Raw genomic sequence first — 18448 nt, 5'->3', positions numbered from 1 at the left:
TTTAAGCAATTTGTGTAGCCCCAATAAAGTTTGCCCGTAAGAACGAAATGAGACAATAAAGTTTGCCCGTAACCAAAGCGTAAAAATGAACTCCATTAGTCTTTTAAGCCAGTCTTGGAACCCAACCCATAAGGTAATTTACGTTTTGATAGAATTTGAAACTAAACAAGTACCAACGCCCTCCAATGGATCACCAAGATTAAAGTATCAGGTTCAGAATAAAGTCAATCTGTATCACATTAGCGTAAATGGTAGCCTTGATTCAATTGGCAAAACGTCCTTTCTCTGTAGCTGAGAATAAGCTAACCCTGAAGATTTAGTCACATATTGCATATTCGCTCCAGCTACAATCGCTGATGCAGCTATTGCATCTCTAATAGAGTGCAAATTTAATCCTTCTACCGGTACGGCATTAAACAATTTAATAGATTTTCTTATTAGCTTATTTAGATCACCAGGATAAATAGACTTTAAGCCAGATTTTGAAGCAACAAGAGGATTGTTAAGGCTAAATTTCCCATTAAACCTCTTCTCCACATACTTCTTTACATGCTTCTCAAAGTTTCTAGGTAAAGGCACTACTCGATATGAACTATTAACTCTTTCTCTTCTTAGAGTTAATACCAATAATCCTGATATCGGTTCACGCCTAATGTTATCGAATTTAGGACTACTTTCACCCTTTGAGATAAACTCACTATGAGTACTATAGGTAGAATGCATTAGAGTTATTAACCAGTTTATGGTGTCAGCTTCATAGCTTAACGGTTCAAAAAAATCATTAACATGAGTTATCAAATCAGAATATACCGTTAACTGACGTTCGCTAATATGCTCAGGTAAACATGAGCATTGAAAAACAAATTCTAGAATGCTTTCTACATCCATCTCATCAATAGGCCTCAAAATCGTATCATCTTTGTTATACAGACAATATTTCTTGTGAGGGCATTCAATGCAAGGTTTACGTGCTTTATAAAAGTAAAAACCTTCTTTCGAGCACGTATCAACACTGCTAAAAAGATACTGCCTCAACGCTTCTTTTTCGTTACTAGGAAAACAATTAAGGTATTGATAAAAAAGACTGTTCAGACTAGAAAAAGAACACTCATACTCTTTAAAGTCGAAATATCCATTACGGCGAGTACTTGTAAAGTAATCAACTAGTACGCACGGAGCAAGTATGCCAGGTCTACTTTCGTATTGGTTGTTAATACGAGCATAATTTTCTTCAAAACCAACCAATTTACCATCGAAAACGTACTTGAAAGTATCAAAAATATTTAATCCTAACTCATCAGATGTTTCACCAATGCTTAGCATTTTTTTCTCATGAACAAGGCATCTATGGTTGTATAGCCAATCCCGTTTTAGCCAAGAATGACCATGCCAGTGGTGCTGTTCCAAAATACATGTAGGACAATAGCGTATTGTTTTGTCATATTTTTCATATACTTTTTCATCATCAGGAAAATACCCTTCGCTATCAACAATTGGATAACGTGAAACACGATGATTATTAAGTATATCTTGCGTCCTTTTTGTAACCTCTTCAAATAGCACGCTATGACTCTCGCCAATCAAATCATACAATTTCCCAGCCAATTTTTTGCTACTAACAAATCCCCCATTTTTCAGGAGGATATACTTGTAGAAAAATGGGACTGTTAACAAACCATTGAAACGAGCCAGTCTAAACGCGTAACTTAAGGTGGACTCGCTAGCCTTAGGATTCAGAACAAACATAATTAATGACCTAACTAATAAACACTCAGCCCTTGGCCTGGATACTTCTCATAAACATGCATGTACACTTCAGAACAAGTTTTTGGCCATAGATCATCATCATAAGATTCAGGTAAACGATCTAAAATATCTTCAATATAGCTACGGACACGGGCTTTGGTTCGTTGCTTCTTACGCCAATCAATAACTAATAGCTCTTTCATATTATCAATGAGGTCTTTTGCAATGAGTTTAACTTCTATTCGCTCTTTCTCATTGAGCGGTAGCTCTTGAATCATTAGATCAAATACTGCAAGTTCCTCTTCACTCAAGCCCTCTCTGACAGTCCTTTTCTCTTCATTGTCCAAATCATGAAGAAATCCAGTTAATTGCTGGAAAAACTGTTCAGCGGTATAAGCCCCAAGGTTGTATTCATCAATGAGCTCTTGGAATTTTTGTTGGAGATCTTGTCGCAATTTATTTTTTAACATCATTGGTTGTAGCTTTCTTTCAATGATATTTTTCAAACGTTCTGCATCCGACTTTTGTGGCTTTTTAATCTTCGTAGCCATTTCAGCTAACGCATCAAAATCAATGCCTGCTATATTAATTGGTTCAGGTAAATTACTCTTAATTTGAATTGTAGTGATTGATTCATCTAGTAATTCATTCACTTGATGTCGTACAACATCCAAAACATCTTCGTCATCAATTGAAATACCCGACTTCTGACGCATCTGCGCATAAATCACATTAATCGCAATACGATGAGGTACATATACATTAGCATCATCGTCGGGAAGTACAGCTTTAAATATTCTATTCACTTGACGAACAAAAGCTGTAAATTCATCTTTGAGATCAGGCGATAATAGTATTTCGCTCGCATCATCAAGCATTTGTAATTTAGTAAACCCTGCTGCTGGCGCTGTAATTATTGCGGCTACATCTATATTTTGCTTGGATAAAAACAGCTTCAGTTCATCAATAGCGAAGGCTAATGCAGCTACTAATTCACTCTTATCTCGAGCTGGACTATCTACGCCATAACTAGCACCTGGATCAGCTACTTTCCCGCCACCATACAAACCAAGAGCTAACTGTAATGCACTAAAAATATTGATGTAGTCAACTACTTGACCTGCACTTTTACCAGGAAAAACTCGGTTAGCGCGAGCAATCGTTTGCATCAAAGTGTGATTTTTTAACGGTTTATCAAGATAGAGAGTTGATACTGAAGGAGCATCAAAGCCTGTTAGCCACATAGCACAAACAAAAACGATACGAAGGTTATCATCAAAGTCTTTGAATTTATCATCGATATCTTCTTTAACCATACGTGCTCTGTGAGTCTTATAATCCAACCCTTTTTTAGCTAAACGCTCTTCATCATTCTGTTCACCCGATACAACGACAGCCATATCTGTAGTTTCCATGTGTTCAATTTGAAACTGTAACTTTGCAGAACGACTACCTTTGGCAAACTTAGCTTGTGACTTCAGACTTTTAAGTTTAATTTTCCATGCATCTGAAACTTTGTCGAACATTTTTATCGCTGTTGCTTTATCGATAGATACAACCATAGCCTTTCCAAGCTGATTATCACCAAATGGTGCACGGTTTATATAATGATCTACTAAATCTTTTGCGATAGTTTCTAAACGGTCATCACGAGTAATAATGTGATACGACTTGGAAAACTCTCGTTCCAATTTTTCTTCTTGCTCATCAGTAAGGTCTGATTGCTCAATAATACCAGCTATTTCATCACCGACGTCATCACGAGACAAGCTGACTTCAGGTACGCGGTTTTCATAGTACAACGGCAATGTAGCGCCATCGTCTACCGCATCAGCAAAGTTATAGACACTAATATAATCACCGAATATCTCTTGAGTTTTACCACTTTCTTTAGAACTATCATCAGACTGCTGCTCTGACAATAAAGGTGTTCCCGTAAAAGCCATATAAGATGCATTCGGCATTGAGCTGCGCATATTCATAGCCAATGAATCATATTGGCTTCTATGTGCTTCATCTGTGATCACGATAATGTCATCACGCTCAGATAAAAGAGGATAGTTTCCCTTTTCATCACCTTTAAACTTTTGAATTAGAGTAAAAACAAATCTGTGATCTTCAGCAAGTAAAACTTTCAGTTCAGCCCCAGACTCCGCCTGACAGTTCTCTGTCAACGCACCCGATGAGTGGAAGGTTTTATATATTTGGTCATCTAAATCTGTACGGTCAGTAATGAGAACAAACGTCCAATTACCAGCATATTTACGAAAAGCCTTCTTACAGAAAAACACCATGGAGAAGCTTTTTCCACTTCCCTGTGTATGCCAAAACACACCGAGCTGACCTGCACGTTCTTTTACATTAGTCAGCCCCTCTAAAGCTTGGTTAACCCCAAGGTACTGGTGGTATTTGGCGACTATCTTTGAAGTCTGCTTTTTCTTAACGAACAGAATATAGTTCTCGATAATATCTAAGAAGCGTGTTCGTTCACAAACACCTCTGATCACCACTTCTAAACTTACTCGACGAGGTTCTTTTTCGCTTTCAACCTTCTTCCATTCTGCAAAATGTTCCCACTGACTAGATATAGAACCTACGCGTGATTGAATACCGTTAGATAAGACTATGATTTGATTGTAGTGGAACAGTTGAGGGATAGTTTTACGATAATCTTTAAAATTATCTTTATAGGCATTAAAGAGATTTTTATGGCTTGTTTTAAGCTCAATAAACAGCAAAGGTAGACCGTTCACAAAACCAAGTAAATCTGGGCGTCGAGTTTCAATTTCCCCTGATATCGACATTTGGCTACATAACAAGAAATCGTTATTACTAGATGTTTCCCAGTCTATGTAACTCACCACGTAATCTTCTTCATCATCTGAAGTTGCAGTGAAGGTATAACCATCTTTCAATAATACGTATATTGCTTCATTTGCTGCGATATCACTCATAGCTGAGCGATCGCGACACACCTCATCGATGGCTTCTTGTAAAACCAAAGACGGAATACCCTTGTTTAATTCACATAGAGCATCACGAAGGCGGCTAGTTAGTACAACATCATTACGAGTTTCTCGTCCAAAAGCGACATCACCTTCGGCATCTCTACCAAAGATTTCATCCCAACAAGTTTCGGTATCCCAATAAAGGCTTTCAAATAACGCTATTGCAGGTTGCTCAACTAAACCATCTTCTGTGTATGTCACTATTAATTTCCTTTAAATAAATGCTGGCAAATTGCCATTATCTAAATAATCTAGCAATGCTGGAGTGCTTAATACTGACTCGTAGTAAATTGAGCCCCACGCATTGATGGCCTTTTTATTCTCTTGTCTAAGAAACCGGCGAATCAACTGAGCCGCTCTCATCGGCTCTTCATCTTCACGTTCTTCAGCCATAAGTTTGAGTAAATGCAAATGTTTACTTGCACAATATTTCTCAAATCGATTTTTAAAGTCGATACCTTCAATATGGCTCTCAACTAAAAGTTTCAATCCACCACTTATTGTTCCTTTTACTGTTACATTAAAAGCAGACGGTTTATCAAATGGTGGCCAAATATCAACATGAAACAAACTGACAGATATTTCATCATAGTAAGGGTGTAGGAATGCCTTTCGACCATCATCAGTCAGATAGTCAGATGATTTCTTCCCCTGACAAGTGCTACACATTGGCGTCAAGTTTGCGATGCAAACAGCTAATTCAGGAAACTCCGTTTTAGGAAGGTAGTGATCTAATGTGCCAGGTGCGCCATCTTCCCCACAAGATGGACAAAAAAGCAAACCATGTTCACTTCTCATCTCTTCCAAGTGTCTAAAGGGTGTCTGCTCCGGTTTAGGGCTGTACAAATTAATCAAAGATTTTTTGCGTATTACAGTCTCTTCATCTGAGTTTGTATATCGTCTTAAGTTTAAGGCTGTAATATTGGTTGGATTTCCCTCATTCTCTATATAAGAGAGGATCTGAGCCCGAAGGTCACCGGTTATAGAACGATAAAAATCCAAGAATTTTTTTCTTTCAGCAATCACAGTGTTAACGACCTCTAAGGAGTCATACTCAGGCATAGGCACTTTAGCAACCATTAACGACGCCTCCCTAGTCTGAGAATGGACATTGTCATTTCTTCATTTATTTCTTTACCTAGAAGATCAATAAGCCGCTCAGGTGAATACTTAGCTGACTGTTCAATCAGGAAATCTTCAAATGGTTTAGTCACAGATTTATCACCAAAAACATAAGAAGATATACGCTGCATATCGCCGCCAAATGTCTCAAATGGGGGAGATACAACATCTAACCCGTGTCCTTCATCCCTAAAAATATGGACACATTTGGAAGGTACTTCTCTTACAACAGCTAAAGAGTGGGTTGCTAAAATAGCCTTTGACTTAAAAGGTTCTAAAACAGTTTTTAGTAAAGAAACAAACTCGATCTCCAAGGTTGGATGTAAGAATAGTTCTGGTTCATCGATAACAACTAAGCTATTTTCTTTCAGTTCGCCAACAACATTAATAGCAATATACGTAAAGAGCCTTTGACCAGAACTCAATGTGCAAAGCTCTTCATTTTTAAGGAAAATAACTCCTTTTTCAAAATCACATGCTGCCGTTAAGGCTTCCTCCGTAACGAACTCAGATATGCCTGAAGACAAGGGCAAGTACTGTTTGTCATCAATAGTAGTTAAATTAATCGAAAGAAAGCCTAGTTTTGATGGGTCCTTTATCTCTAACGCTAGATGCTCAAATGTGAAGGCATGACTTAGAGCTTCACTAATCGTGGGAAACTTTTTGACTCGGTTTGTAATAAAATCAAGCCTTGCATCATCGTATATTGCTTTAATTATAGATAAAGCAGAGTGATAGACTGGTAAATTACGACTAATACCAATTGAACCATCAGACCTTTTATGACGAAAGCCAAAGTACGTATATGCTTGTTTATCTTGTAAGTTATGCTGTTCTAAATCTAATTCAAACTCTTCAAATGGACTATACGAGACAAGGATTAAATTACGAAAGTTAGGTGTTTTATCAAACGGCTGATGACCTGATTCGCGAAGTGCATTGAGGTCTCCCATACCTGTTTTCAACCAATACTCAACAAGTGACTTAATACTATAAGACTTACCGATTCCATTCGGCCCTATTAAAACATTGATGTCATAAGGCAATAGCGATGACTCAAACTTAAAAGGAACAGTCTTAACTCGTTTCTCTTTCGTTAATAGATTAAGCTTAAAGTTATGAATTTCGATAGAGCTCCCATCGAAAATACGCCAACCATCTTCAAATGCTTTAGTTGCACCACTCTCTCGCAAAAGTGAACTTGAAAAACCCTGGCTAACTAGAAGCTCACTGAAGGTTTCATCTTTCACAACATTTTTCTGTAAACCTGCATCATTCAAAAGTTCCAGCAGTTTCTTAGCGTTTTCCAGTCCTAACTTAGACTCAATAATTGAATAGAATTCGATGTCAGAAGGCAAAGAAATATAGTTACAGCTTGGTATCGGGAAAAAGCCATCCCAACCAGCAGCTTTCATTTCGCTCAACGAGGCTGCAGTGTAGTCAACTCCCTCAATTAACACCTTAATATGGAAGTCAAAATCTAATCTTTCACCATCAAAGTACAGACTGGCATTAAGCGTTGTTTTTGAACCATAGTCATCCCAGTTATTACCACTTAGCGCTAATACGTTTGGCTCTGATGCCAAACCAGCAGGAGTGCTGCTATTCCATGAACCTTGACCGTGATAGAAGATTTTCATAACTTAATTTCCCCAAAGATCAGCTTAGGTAACAACATATCGCGCTGTTTTTTTAGGTTTTCATTTTTTAAAAATAATACTTCTTTTTGTTTTACAAGTGCTTGTGCTAATAAGTTGAATTTTTTAACAATCTCTAATGGAGGAACAACGATTTTAAACTTCTCAATATCGGCTTTAGTAAGCGCCTCACGGGTTGCGCCACCTTGGGCTATTAACAGTAATCTCGCTTTTCCATTTTTTGAAATTAATGTATACAGCAAATACTCTGCGCTCAGTATATCTGTATCAAACCGTATAATTGCAACATGCTGATTTACTCTAGCAGGTGTATACGCACTAGGTATTATTGAACATCGTGCTACCGATGCCCCTGTTATATTTAAGAGAACATCATTAGGCTCAACGATAACATTTTTTAAACGAGCAGCCTGTTCATCATCTATAAAGGCTAGATCTTTAGTAATTAAAGTAGAATCATAAATGTTCATACTTCGAATAAGTGGGATACCTTCTTTTTTATACGCAGCTTTCCCCCCTCTAGGGGTAGCACCACTTCCTATTTTACTACAAAATTCATTTAGCTCTCTAACATTCCAACCTTCAGGAATTTGCCCTAATGGTGAGTCGATGAGTTCTTTATTACCGTTTGCATCTACATTCTTCGCATGGCTTGGATAGCGGAATTTGACAAACCATTCATGGTAAAGGGATTGCGCCATCTCTTCTAAAATAGCGATACGGCGGTTGTTGTTTTCGATTAGGTTGTCGTAGTTTTCCAAATACTTCGCAATAGCTACTTGCTCTTTGAACTCTGGTAGCTCAAATTTATATCGCTTGATCGCATCCAACGTAATACTTGCTTGGCTAGCTGCACCTTGTGCTGTACCTATAATGTATTCTTTAAAGTCATTACTTCGTAACAAATAGTAAAGAAACCCTCGATGCATTGTCTCTCTAGGGATAATTTTTACTGCATTTTGATTTAGTAGAGCTCCATTAACCGTTTTTGGTACTCTTACCGCTTTTCCGACAACAGACGCAGGATTCGAAGGCCACGAACCTACAGTTTGGATAATTACGTCACCAGTAGATAAAGCATAACGAGAATATTGCTCTCCAAGATCCTCTGAAATTTTCATCAGGCCATTTGGCTCAATTGAATCGGAAGTAAAGTCACTGACTTTTACAATTTCTCGACCCATATCAACGAACCACTTACTTTTGAATGCAAAGCCTTTTTGTGTAGAAATATGCTCATCAAGTAATACAAGTTGTGACATTAAATATTCCCCAATACTTTTATTACATTTTCAGAGATAACGCCTTCCAATTCATGAGCTTCATTATTCAACACTTCTAACTCTTCCTGTAAAGTACCTAAGTTAGCAGCAAAGTCTTCATCATGTTCTTGCTCCCCTGCCGCCACTCCCACATAACGACCAGGGTTTAAGCTGTAACCTTGCTCAATGATTTCAGCTTTTGTCGCCACCTTACAAAGGCCAGCAACATCTTGATAACTAAGCTCCTCTTTTTCATTGTTAAAGAATTTTTCTAAGCTGTAGCTACCATCATTATCCTCATCAGAGTGTGCTTCTAAGTAAGTGTTATCAACTGTTTGTCCACGATATAAACGTACAATATTGGCAATAAAGTTTAACTGTTCACTTGTGTAGTCACGTACAGATCGGTTCACCTGACGGAAGATATGGCGTGCATCGATAAACAGTACTTTATTTTTATTATGGGCTGGTTTGTTTTTATCTAAAAACCATAGGGCACAAGGCAAAGTTACGGTATAAAAGAAGTTACTCGATACCGCAACCATCACATCTACACCGTCATCTTCAATCAGTTGCTGACGAATTTCTTGCTCTGAACCTCGAGCATCACTGGCTGAATTAGCCATAACAAAACCAGCTCGACCAGTTTCATTAAGGGCAGAGTAAAACATCTGAATCCAGAGATAGTTGCCGTTATCATTACGTGGCATGCCATAAGGGAAACGTTGTTTATCGCCTTCTAAGCGATCTTTTTGGATTTCATTAACATTGAAAGGAGGGTTAGCCATCACATAATCAAATTGACCATGTTGTTTTCCATCGACAACCTTACCTTCTGCCAAATCAAATGGATTTTCGTAATAAGAGTTACCTTCACGGATGTCACCTTGTAGACCATGAACTGCTAGGTTCATTTTTGACAAACGAACTGTATCACCAGTCTTCTCTTGACCAAAAATTGATAACTCATCGGATGCATTTTTGTTGTGACTAGCAACAAAATCAGCTGAGCTAACAAACATACCGCCGCTACCACAAGCAGGATCAAAAACTTTGCCATGATACGGTTCAATGATTTCTGTGATTAAGCTAACTAATGCTGATGGCGTGAAGAACTCACCACCGCCTTGACCTTCAGTTTTGGCAAATTCATTGAGGAAATATTCATAGATACGTCCAAATACATCCGAGCCCATGCCAAAGTCAATGGCATTAAAATTCTTAAGTAATCCCTTTAAAATACCATTATCAAAGCGAGTATAAGTTTTTGGCAAAGCATCTTTAATCGCTTCATTTTCCGCTTCTAGTGCTTTCATTGCATTATTGACATTTAGGCCAATATTAGACCCTTCAGGCAGTGCCAATAAATTTGAATACAATGCGTCATCAGGCACATACATTGCGCCTTCCGCCTGAATTTTAGACTTGATATCGCTGCTGCCACGCCGACGAGAACTGCCTTTACTCTCAATACTTTCTTTTGCTTGAGTAAAACGAAATTCAGCATATCTAAGAAAGATTAATCCTAAGATTGGGCGCGAATACTCTTGGGCTGTTAAACCCGTATTAGCCCGCAAGCTATCTGCGGCACTCCAAAGCTGTTTTTCTAACTGCTCAATCTTTTTAAAATCTGACATTTACGTTCACTCAATATAAAATTAATTGAGCGGCATTATATCAAAAAGTTGAAAGCAACGATCGTAGAAATATCACTAAATATATATTAACTGTCAGATAATAGACCATATTCAATCAACAGGGTCTTAGTCTTGGGCAGCTTAGAATTTTTTGAAGTCAGCCAGCTATGCCCTCCTAACATTCTGTCTAGCTCCGTTCGAGTTAATGGCATTTCTGAAAATTTCATTATTTCACATATAGCAGATGCAACATCTGTATCTCGCATATACCAATCTACCCTGTCTACATGCTGTGTTTTTTGAGCAACAGGTAATTCTCTTTCTAACCAATCAGCTTCATGCAGATATACCCAATAAAAAGCAGCTTCACAAGCTCGTTTAATTTCCTGCCTACATGAATCAGGATTTCTTTCAATAAATCGCTGTATTTCACATTTGTATCTGCGACGTAAAGACTCTGATTTACAACACTTTCGTCTCTCTACTAATCCGTCTGTCGTTGATATGATTTGCTCAACACTACCAGAAGATATATCAAATTTCCGAGCGATAACGCCGCGATTAAAACCTTTGTAAGCCACTTTAATAACATCATTTTTTAAAGTATTAGTAATTATTCTTGGTTTTAAATTGACGGGTATATCATGCTTTAGCGCTGTAGTTTTGACATAACAACGACTCTTACCGATAGATCGACTTACAGAAGCCATAGAATTTCCTTGTCGAAGTAACTCACAACAATTTTCTTCTAAAGTATGCTCATTGCTCTTACCAGAGTTAAGCGATTCTGTAGGTGAGGGAGCGGTGCTTTTAGTCAAAAAATAAAAACGCAGTAAAAGATGTTTTATCGGTGGCTGATTGTATTCACTATGTATAACTGCTGACCAATAGTGATAATCATCAGCAGACTTAGGGAGCCAAGGTGAGTTGATAGGAAGTACCTTGACGCTTAGATAAAACAACTCTTTGCACAGTAGTTTTCTTCTTATACTTTGATTCTTTGTTACAAGACCTAAGTTAACCAACTGATTTTTATAGTCGGTAGCATTAGAACGGTGAAGCCTTGAGCCATCAAGCATGCTAGCAGTGAACAGAGCAAACCTCTTTGCTATATGCCTACACTCCCGAGTTTCAGCATTTGGAATAGGTAAAAAATCATGCTCGATATGACTTCGGCTCGGTGGTTCTTGATGAATCAACCAAACTTGATGCTTTGAACAAACCTCAATACCAGGTATTTGCTGCGAACAATGCCAATATGCCACTCCATAGTCTTTCAGGTCACTCTGAGCACAAATAGGGCAATATTTTAAACTAAGCTCTTCTTTCTCTCGAAATGCCTGTAGCTGACATGCTCTTAACATTTCTTGAGATGGTGTATCTGAGTTCAGTATTTTTTGGGCATATTTGGGAAGAAAGTAAGCAAATATGGGGTTTAATGATTGCTCTAATAACAGCTTACCAGCAACTTCGTTTACTGCATTAGCAATGTTATTAACATTCAGAGCAATAAATGGATGAATAGTCGCCTTTGAGGATCCACAAAGTACTTCAAGATATTGCTGTTTCGTATATCCGCAATGTGAAATGCCGCGACAAATACGACTATGAAGAGACTCATCAGGTAAAGCTAATGGTAGCAACATGTTAAGCCTCATCTTACAAAAATATGATCTAAGTGTAGGACAACTCCGCAAGTGGGTCATCTAACAAAACCCCTCTTGTTCTTAGATAATCAATAGGATCATCACTATCAGCTGCTTGTTGGAATAGATCTGGATCGACAATTCTACTTGAGATATCTACGGCCCCCAAAATTTCAACTATTTGAACTGCAAATTCTGGATGCTGGGGTTTAGTTATATCACCAGTCTTATCTACATTAACGGTAACATTCATTGCTGATGATTTTTCAGTGTTCTGCGTTCGACGTTGTTTACCACTAGGTAAAGCTATTTTAGTTTTTAACTTACTAACTTCGCCAGTTTGTCGCGATAGACCACACGCCACAGCATTACCAGCTTCAAGAGTCGCCACTGTGAGCCTTTCATCCACGCAACCAATAACTAACCGCTGAGCTTCTCGGTAAGTGCGACTCGCCATATCAACATTACCAACGGATAACTGATGGAGAGTTAAGTTAAGCTCTTCAGTTAGTTCGGTGTAAATATTTGTCCATTGATATTTCCATAATTGTTCTACAAAGGCCTCCCAAGAATCACTACCTTTTGGGAGAACAGACATATTGCGGTGGTATCCACTCTCTGCTCGTCTAGCTGCTTTAAGTTCCTTAATTAAAGTCGCATCAAACGGTGGATTAGCAACAAAAAAAAGGGGCACACCAAGCTTATTTACTAGTCTATGCAAAAACTTGAGAAGATTATTTTCACCACCAGTTCGCTTGAACTGTAAGTTTTGCATCTCGTCGATCACCAGCATGCCAAGAAAGCTAGACTTAATATTTTGTTCTAGTTGACGAATCAGCGCTCCAATCGTCCCTGCTGGTTTAGTTATTTCCCTATCAAGTGAAAGGTCGAGTGAAGCCAAGATTTCTTCACATAAGTCTCTGACACTCGAATTGCTCGGGCAATCCACCTTAATCCAAACGACTTGTTTCTTAAACTCAAGATTCATCCCATGATATGAATCATGTTCAATGACACTCGGAAAATAACAAAGAATTTGTTCAAGCATTGAAGTCTTACCTACGCCACTTTCACCGATTAACGTCAACCCTTCTCCTTTAGGCTTGAAAAAACCAGTCCTAGGCTCAACGTCGGGCCTTTCATCCACAAGATATTGCAAATATTGTGCTGTTGTCGGTGTAAATGGATTTTTGGCTGAATACCCTTTTTTAATCGCTCTTTCAATGGCCCTAAAACATGCTTCGTACTCAGATAATGGTTGTCTAAGTTCTTCTATACGATTGAGATATTCATCTCGAACTAATGGATCAGGGTGATCTGCGATATCTTCCGCATAATCGGGATAGTTACTAAACACTTCCATAACTTCTTCCCAAGATAACTTAGGCGGTAGAGCTTCTATAAGAGGATTTCCTTGGTGCTCAGGAAGAATGGCACCATGATAAATAGCTTTAGTAGTGATCATGATTCATCCCCCTTTACTCTTCTTTTTCTCCCCTTAGGTAGAAGTACAACCTTAGCTTCAACTGAGCTTGGCACATCTACATTATCTACATCTTGGCTCTTTACTTTAGGAGTTATAATATTAGTGGTAGCCTCAAGTTCTTCTTTACGACGCTGACGTACATTTTTTGTTTTTTCAGCAAACGTCATTTTTTCAGCATCTTTACTTCGCTGCTTAGCCTTACGAGTTGCCTGTTTACGCTGCCTGTGATCCTCGATAGAGGAAATATTTATAGGTGATAACTCTTTCTTTGAATCAAGCCAATCTTGTACAAAATCAGATTCAATCATTGATTTATCTCTAAACATACGACTACGAGGTAATAAATTACAACGAATAAAGCCTTGGTTCTTATCTAATCTTACATAAATGTAATTTGTAGTATTCTCATCAATTCTTGCTTCTAGACGCCACTGACCAGATATTCTTGCAACCGATGCTAATTCTCGATCTTCCACTTCCGAACAAGAGTAGTACAAACCATTAAAGTGAATACCACTTCTCGTCATACTCACTTCAGCAGTAGGAAGTAAACGAGCAATCACTTCATCAAAATTGGCCGATTGCAATTCATGCTTATGCTTCGCGATGTGAATTTTCCAGTAATTTATAGGTGTTGGAGATAAGTCGTTATCTATTAACAATGGGCTAGAAAAGGCTAAGTCATCCAGTATCGAATTGTTGTGCTCTAACACAGCTTTTATTATCTCAGTTGTCACTTCTTTTAATGTATAGATTGCATCTTTTCTTGGGTCTCTGCTACCACGGACTACATTACCACCTCTCGTTGTGCCTAAAAATTCATGAACAACATCTTTGTTAATAATATCAAACCGCTTTTCAACAACCCCTTTACAGTCAGGGCGATACGGAGGAGTAAAAGACAACTTAGTCATAGGTGTGAGTGCTTTTCTTGGTTCCTGGCCAATCATTTCACCATTATCACAAACAAGCTCTTTGGGAATATGTGCACAAGGCCATTCAGAGTTGCTAATGTTTATACCAAACTCACGACAATAATCAGACTTAGGTAAAAAACTATTTACGAGAGCCTGACGAGCTGCACGCCATGAGGCATAGAAGAGTGATACATGCACCCCAACTATCATCCGACTAGCCCTGTCAACCACGACATAAATCGTTGGCCGACCCAATACGTGTTGAGTTCCTAGTTCAGATACAATATGAACATCAGCTACAGTTGCATCGATCTCAAAGTGAGTGCCAGGTAAAAAACTATCTTGAATGACACTTCCAAGCAACCCTCTTTTATTTCTTAGAAAATCATTTTCAGATGTTCTGCGCTTAATGATCTCATCTTTTGTGAATAGTTTCTTACTCCAGTAATTAAACTGTTTTTTGGTCGGAACAAATGGTGGTCTGGCACACGCATCAGCAATACGTACTTCATCAGCATAATTATCAATTAACATTTTTTTGAATGTTTTTGCCAGCGTCAGGCCTGACTCTCTAAGATGGTATTTTTTAAGTGCTTTTTTAAAGTTAGCCTTATCTGCATCAGAAATTATATATTTTTCTGACCTTTCTATCGCAACTGTCCTTGGTTTTTTTGGTGCCCCCAATGGTTTGTTGGTCGGTTTTTTTTCTTTCCCCAAACCACCACTCTTAGAAAATGCAGGAAGAAGAGCCATTTTATCCTGCCCGTAACGCCAATATTGGGTTAATAGTCTCGATAACGCTTTACGATCAATTCCAGCGTTTTTAGCATATTCAGCCAAGTGAGGTACACGTTTCTTAGTTGCATAATCAAATAGAAAAGCTCGGTCGACCACAATATCTTTAACCAAACTATAATTTTTATCTCTGCGTGCTATATGCTCTTCTGAAATGTCAGCTTCATCAACTAGAATAAAGTTAGGCAAAATATACTCAGATTTAATAGCTTTCTGACTTTTAGCTTGTTCAGTAAATGCTTGTATAGATAGAGCGATAGGCCGAACTGTTGCTGAAGGTTTATCTAGTGGAAATAAAATAACAGACTCAACATCTTGCATTATATCCAAGATACGATATAAGCAATCTTCAATTAAGTCCGACCCCTTAAACTCCCAAACACTGTTTCTAGGAAGTTCCATAAACCACCCCTTTTTGAGCTACAGATATTCCTTTAATATCTAATATACCTGATTCAGGAATATTAAATGATAGGTCAACATCTATGTACTTTTCTGCTACCAAGTAACCAATCAACGATAAGGCATCATCATGCGAAACAATCTGTGCTGATATAAGGTTGTTACAAAGATCTTCAATAAATACCTGCCCTAATTTCATGTTAGAAAGCATATAATTAATTTGATCATTAGAAAATAAAACAGGGTTTTCACGAAATGGAGCGGTAGCCCAAGCAATATTGCTACTCTGGGTTCTTGTTAATTCGTTCCCTGTGAAATAGTTAAACTTAACTCCGAGTAACTCCCAACAAACTCGTTCAATGTCTATTTTCTCGAGTACTCGTAATTTATCTGATTCAGATTCTGGCTTTACTGATACAGCATGATAAGAGATACCATTTGTGCCTTTAATTGTAAGCAATTGATCCGTTGTTACAATAATGGGTTCTTTCGTTTTGGGGTGGGTAGGGTGCTTAACACCTAATACATGAGCTACTTTTTGGGTCAAATTCAACGGTAGAATAGGAAATTGTTCTCTAATATCAATTACATTATCCATGAACTCAGCTAAGTGGAAAAATTCACTCTCGATAGAAGACATCATATGATGGTTTCGCTGAACCTTCCTACCGAAGATAAGTGATCTTGTGCCTTCTGACTTAACATCCTGAATTCTTAGCCAAGGCTTATAATCTATGCCTTGACCAACACCATACTTTTGTTTCAGCGCTCGCTGATAGTCTTTAAATGACTCGAGTTTTCTTCCGCGTGGCATAATATTTTCCAATATAACATCTAGGAAAAGCATAGCTCCAAACGCCACTACGGGCAAACTTTATTGTCTCAAAACATCCTTACGGGCAAACTTTATTGCTTACGGGCAAACTTTATTGTCACTACACACAATTACACAAACTGACCACAGCTCCAGCCTGAAGACCAAGCCCACTGAAAGTTATATCCGCCTAACCAACCACTTACGTCCATTACTTCACCAATAAAGTATAAACCAGCCATTTTTTTTGCTTCCATAGTTTTCGAAGAAAGTTCATTAGTATCAACACCACCTAAGGTCACTTCTGCAGTACGATAACCCTCAGTCCCATTCGGCTTTACTTGCCAGTTATGCAAGAGTGTTGAAATATCATCAAGCTCTTTATGCTGTAACTGCTTAAGTGTGCATTCAGGCAATAACCCATCAGCATAGAATATCTCAACAAGACGTTTCGGTAAGACACGCGCTAATGCTGTTTTTAACGCTTGGTTAGGGCTCGACTCCGTCATTTTCGCTAAGGTGTCGGTTATTTCAGTATCTGGTAATAAGTTAATGCTAATGGCTTCGCCTGGATTCCAGTAAGATGATGCTTGCAAAACTGACGGTCCAGACAGCCCACGATGAGTAAACAACAAAGCTTCTTTAAAGTTAACACCTGATTCTGTTGTAATACGCGCTGGTAAACTAACACCAGAAAGATCGGCATATTTATCTTTATCATGTTGTTGTAGCGTAAATGGAACAAGACCCGCTTTAGTTGCATTTACTTTTAAACCAAACTGCTCTGCAATTTTATAACCATAAGGTGTAGCCCCAAGTTTAGGCATAGATAACCCTCCGGTCGCCACAACCAAGGACTCACAATTTAGAGGTCCTTGACTGGTTTGCAGATGAAAACGACCGTCATCTGTTTTATCAATCGATAGTATTTCAGTGCGTAATTGGATCTTCACGCCAGCCCAATCACATTCGGTATGCAACATATCAACAATATCTTTTGCTGAGTCGTCACAGAATAACTGTCCATGTTCACGTTCATGATAAGCAACACCATGGCGCTCGACCATATCAATAAAGTTCCACGCAGTATAACGACTTAATGCAGACTTGACGAAATGCGGATTAGCACAAATAAATGCATCGGTAGAAAGAGCATTGTTGGTAAAGTTACAACGACCACCGCCACTAATTAAGACTTTACGACCCGCTTTCTTGGCATTATCGAGAACCAATACAGAGCGACCTCGGTAACCAGCACTTGCCGCACACATCAATCCTGCAGCACCTGCACCAATTACTATCACATCACAACTTTGGCTCATCGAAGACCTCTATAATTTAACTAGAATACAAAAATGGAGCCGCAGAATAGCATTAATTATCCAGATACCCAAACGACTTCAGTCAGTAGATAGATAGATTAATTATTGCTGGTTAATGCGCTCTTCGACCTCAGGCTCTAAGTATGCCATTTCATCAAGATCTGCCGCCCATTCATGCTTTTCAGCTAACAAACGTAACATACGGATCGCAGTCACTTGTACGATAGCAACTTCAGACCACATTGATTTATTTAGACAACGCCAATGGTCAGCATCAATACGTTTAGGGTTGTTAAGCTGTTCACTACAAGTATCACAAATTAAAATACAATCATCATACTCGGGGGTTGTCGGTATCGGCGCAACTTCAAAAATATTTAGTTTCACACCTGATGCATCACATGTTTCACAATGCGAACGCGCACGTCGTGCTAAGTTTTTACCGAATGCATTTAATGCATCTTTTCTATGTTGATGTTTGTCTAAGCCTTTAGCCATAATCTTCAATTCCTATATATTTAAACTGTGTTGAAAATACGTTTATTTGTCATGAATAGCAAACGTTAGCAGCAATAAAACACGCTATAAAATATCGCGAGTTTAAATACTTCATAGATGACAACTGGATTGCTA

12 protein-coding genes are annotated in these 18448 nt (G+C 38.3%); all 12 read right to left on the bottom strand.

What is annotated here, in order from left to right; translation table 11 throughout:
- Positions 1 to 234: 234 nt before the first annotated feature.
- Complete coding sequence (locus tag HWV03_RS00555) at positions 235 to 1746, bottom strand: hypothetical protein (protein WP_211678055.1); 1512 nt, start codon at positions 1744 to 1746, stop codon at positions 235 to 237.
- A gap of 14 nt (positions 1747 to 1760) precedes the next feature.
- Positions 1761 to 4955, bottom strand: coding sequence for a type I restriction endonuclease subunit R (locus HWV03_RS00550; protein ID WP_211678054.1), 3195 nt, complete (start codon positions 4953 to 4955; stop codon positions 1761 to 1763).
- 12 nt (positions 4956 to 4967) lie between these two features.
- Positions 4968 to 5834 (bottom strand): HNH endonuclease, encoded by an 867-nt coding sequence (locus tag HWV03_RS00545; RefSeq protein WP_211678053.1) that lies wholly within the window; start codon positions 5832 to 5834, stop codon positions 4968 to 4970.
- Entirely contained in the window at positions 5834 to 7516 is a 1683-nt protein-coding gene (locus HWV03_RS00540) for an AAA family ATPase (RefSeq protein ID WP_211678052.1), read from the bottom strand. The genes HWV03_RS00545 and HWV03_RS00540 overlap by 1 nt, the downstream gene beginning before the upstream one ends.
- Positions 7513 to 8796, bottom strand: a complete 1284-nt coding sequence (locus HWV03_RS00535) for a restriction endonuclease subunit S (protein ID WP_211678051.1) — start codon at positions 8794 to 8796, stop codon at positions 7513 to 7515. Before HWV03_RS00535 ends, HWV03_RS00540 begins: the two co-directional genes overlap by 4 nt.
- Complete coding sequence (locus tag HWV03_RS00530) at positions 8796 to 10433, bottom strand: type I restriction-modification system subunit M (RefSeq protein ID WP_211678050.1); 1638 nt, start codon at positions 10431 to 10433, stop codon at positions 8796 to 8798. Before HWV03_RS00530 ends, HWV03_RS00535 begins: the two co-directional genes overlap by 1 nt.
- A gap of 86 nt (positions 10434 to 10519) precedes the next feature.
- Complete coding sequence (locus tag HWV03_RS00525) at positions 10520 to 12079, bottom strand: TnsD family Tn7-like transposition protein (protein WP_211678049.1); 1560 nt, start codon at positions 12077 to 12079, stop codon at positions 10520 to 10522.
- A gap of 28 nt (positions 12080 to 12107) precedes the next feature.
- Positions 12108 to 13544, bottom strand: coding sequence for an ATP-binding protein (locus HWV03_RS00520; RefSeq protein WP_211678048.1), 1437 nt, complete (start codon positions 13542 to 13544; stop codon positions 12108 to 12110).
- Positions 13541 to 15679: a Mu transposase C-terminal domain-containing protein gene (locus HWV03_RS00515; RefSeq protein WP_211678047.1), complete on the bottom strand. Its 2139-nt coding sequence runs from the start codon at positions 15677 to 15679 to the stop codon at positions 13541 to 13543. The genes HWV03_RS00520 and HWV03_RS00515 overlap by 4 nt, the downstream gene beginning before the upstream one ends.
- Positions 15666 to 16493: a TnsA endonuclease N-terminal domain-containing protein gene (locus HWV03_RS00510; protein ID WP_211678046.1), complete on the bottom strand. Its 828-nt coding sequence runs from the start codon at positions 16491 to 16493 to the stop codon at positions 15666 to 15668. The genes HWV03_RS00515 and HWV03_RS00510 overlap by 14 nt, the downstream gene beginning before the upstream one ends.
- 131 nt (positions 16494 to 16624) lie before the next feature.
- The gene (locus tag HWV03_RS00505) at positions 16625 to 17815 is read right to left on the bottom strand and encodes an NAD(P)/FAD-dependent oxidoreductase (protein WP_211678045.1); all 1191 of its coding nucleotides are present in this window, start codon (positions 17813 to 17815) and stop codon (positions 16625 to 16627) included.
- A gap of 102 nt (positions 17816 to 17917) precedes the next feature.
- A complete protein-coding gene (locus tag HWV03_RS00500) occupies positions 17918 to 18313 on the bottom strand; it encodes a phnA protein (protein ID WP_211678044.1) in 396 nt (131 codons plus the stop codon).
- Between the last annotated feature and the right edge of the window lie 135 nt (positions 18314 to 18448).

Origin of the sequence: Moritella sp. 36 (genome assembly GCF_018219415.1) — a bacterium.
Lineage (GTDB): Bacteria > Pseudomonadota > Gammaproteobacteria > Enterobacterales > Moritellaceae > Moritella.
This window is presented reverse-complemented; position numbering and strand designations above follow the sequence as displayed.

Coding starts and splice junctions, on each gene's coding strand:
- HWV03_RS00555 (WP_211678055.1), bottom strand. CDS start 1,746: ATGTTTGTTCTGAATCCTAAGGCTAGCGAGTCCACCTTAAGTTACGCG.
- HWV03_RS00545 (WP_211678053.1), bottom strand. CDS start 5,834: ATGGTTGCTAAAGTGCCTATGCCTGAGTATGACTCCTTAGAGGTCGTT.
- HWV03_RS00540 (WP_211678052.1), bottom strand. CDS start 7,516: ATGAAAATCTTCTATCACGGTCAAGGTTCATGGAATAGCAGCACTCCT.
- HWV03_RS00535 (WP_211678051.1), bottom strand. CDS start 8,796: ATGTCACAACTTGTATTACTTGATGAGCATATTTCTACACAAAAAGGC.
- HWV03_RS00530 (WP_211678050.1), bottom strand. CDS start 10,433: ATGTCAGATTTTAAAAAGATTGAGCAGTTAGAAAAACAGCTTTGGAGT.
- HWV03_RS00525 (WP_211678049.1), bottom strand. CDS start 12,079: ATGTTGCTACCATTAGCTTTACCTGATGAGTCTCTTCATAGTCGTATT.
- HWV03_RS00520 (WP_211678048.1), bottom strand. CDS start 13,544: ATGATCACTACTAAAGCTATTTATCATGGTGCCATTCTTCCTGAGCAC.
- HWV03_RS00515 (WP_211678047.1), bottom strand. CDS start 15,679: ATGGAACTTCCTAGAAACAGTGTTTGGGAGTTTAAGGGGTCGGACTTA.
- HWV03_RS00510 (WP_211678046.1), bottom strand. CDS start 16,493: ATGCCACGCGGAAGAAAACTCGAGTCATTTAAAGACTATCAGCGAGCG.
- HWV03_RS00505 (WP_211678045.1), bottom strand. CDS start 17,815: ATGAGCCAAAGTTGTGATGTGATAGTAATTGGTGCAGGTGCTGCAGGA.
- HWV03_RS00500 (WP_211678044.1), bottom strand. CDS start 18,313: ATGGCTAAAGGCTTAGACAAACATCAACATAGAAAAGATGCATTAAAT.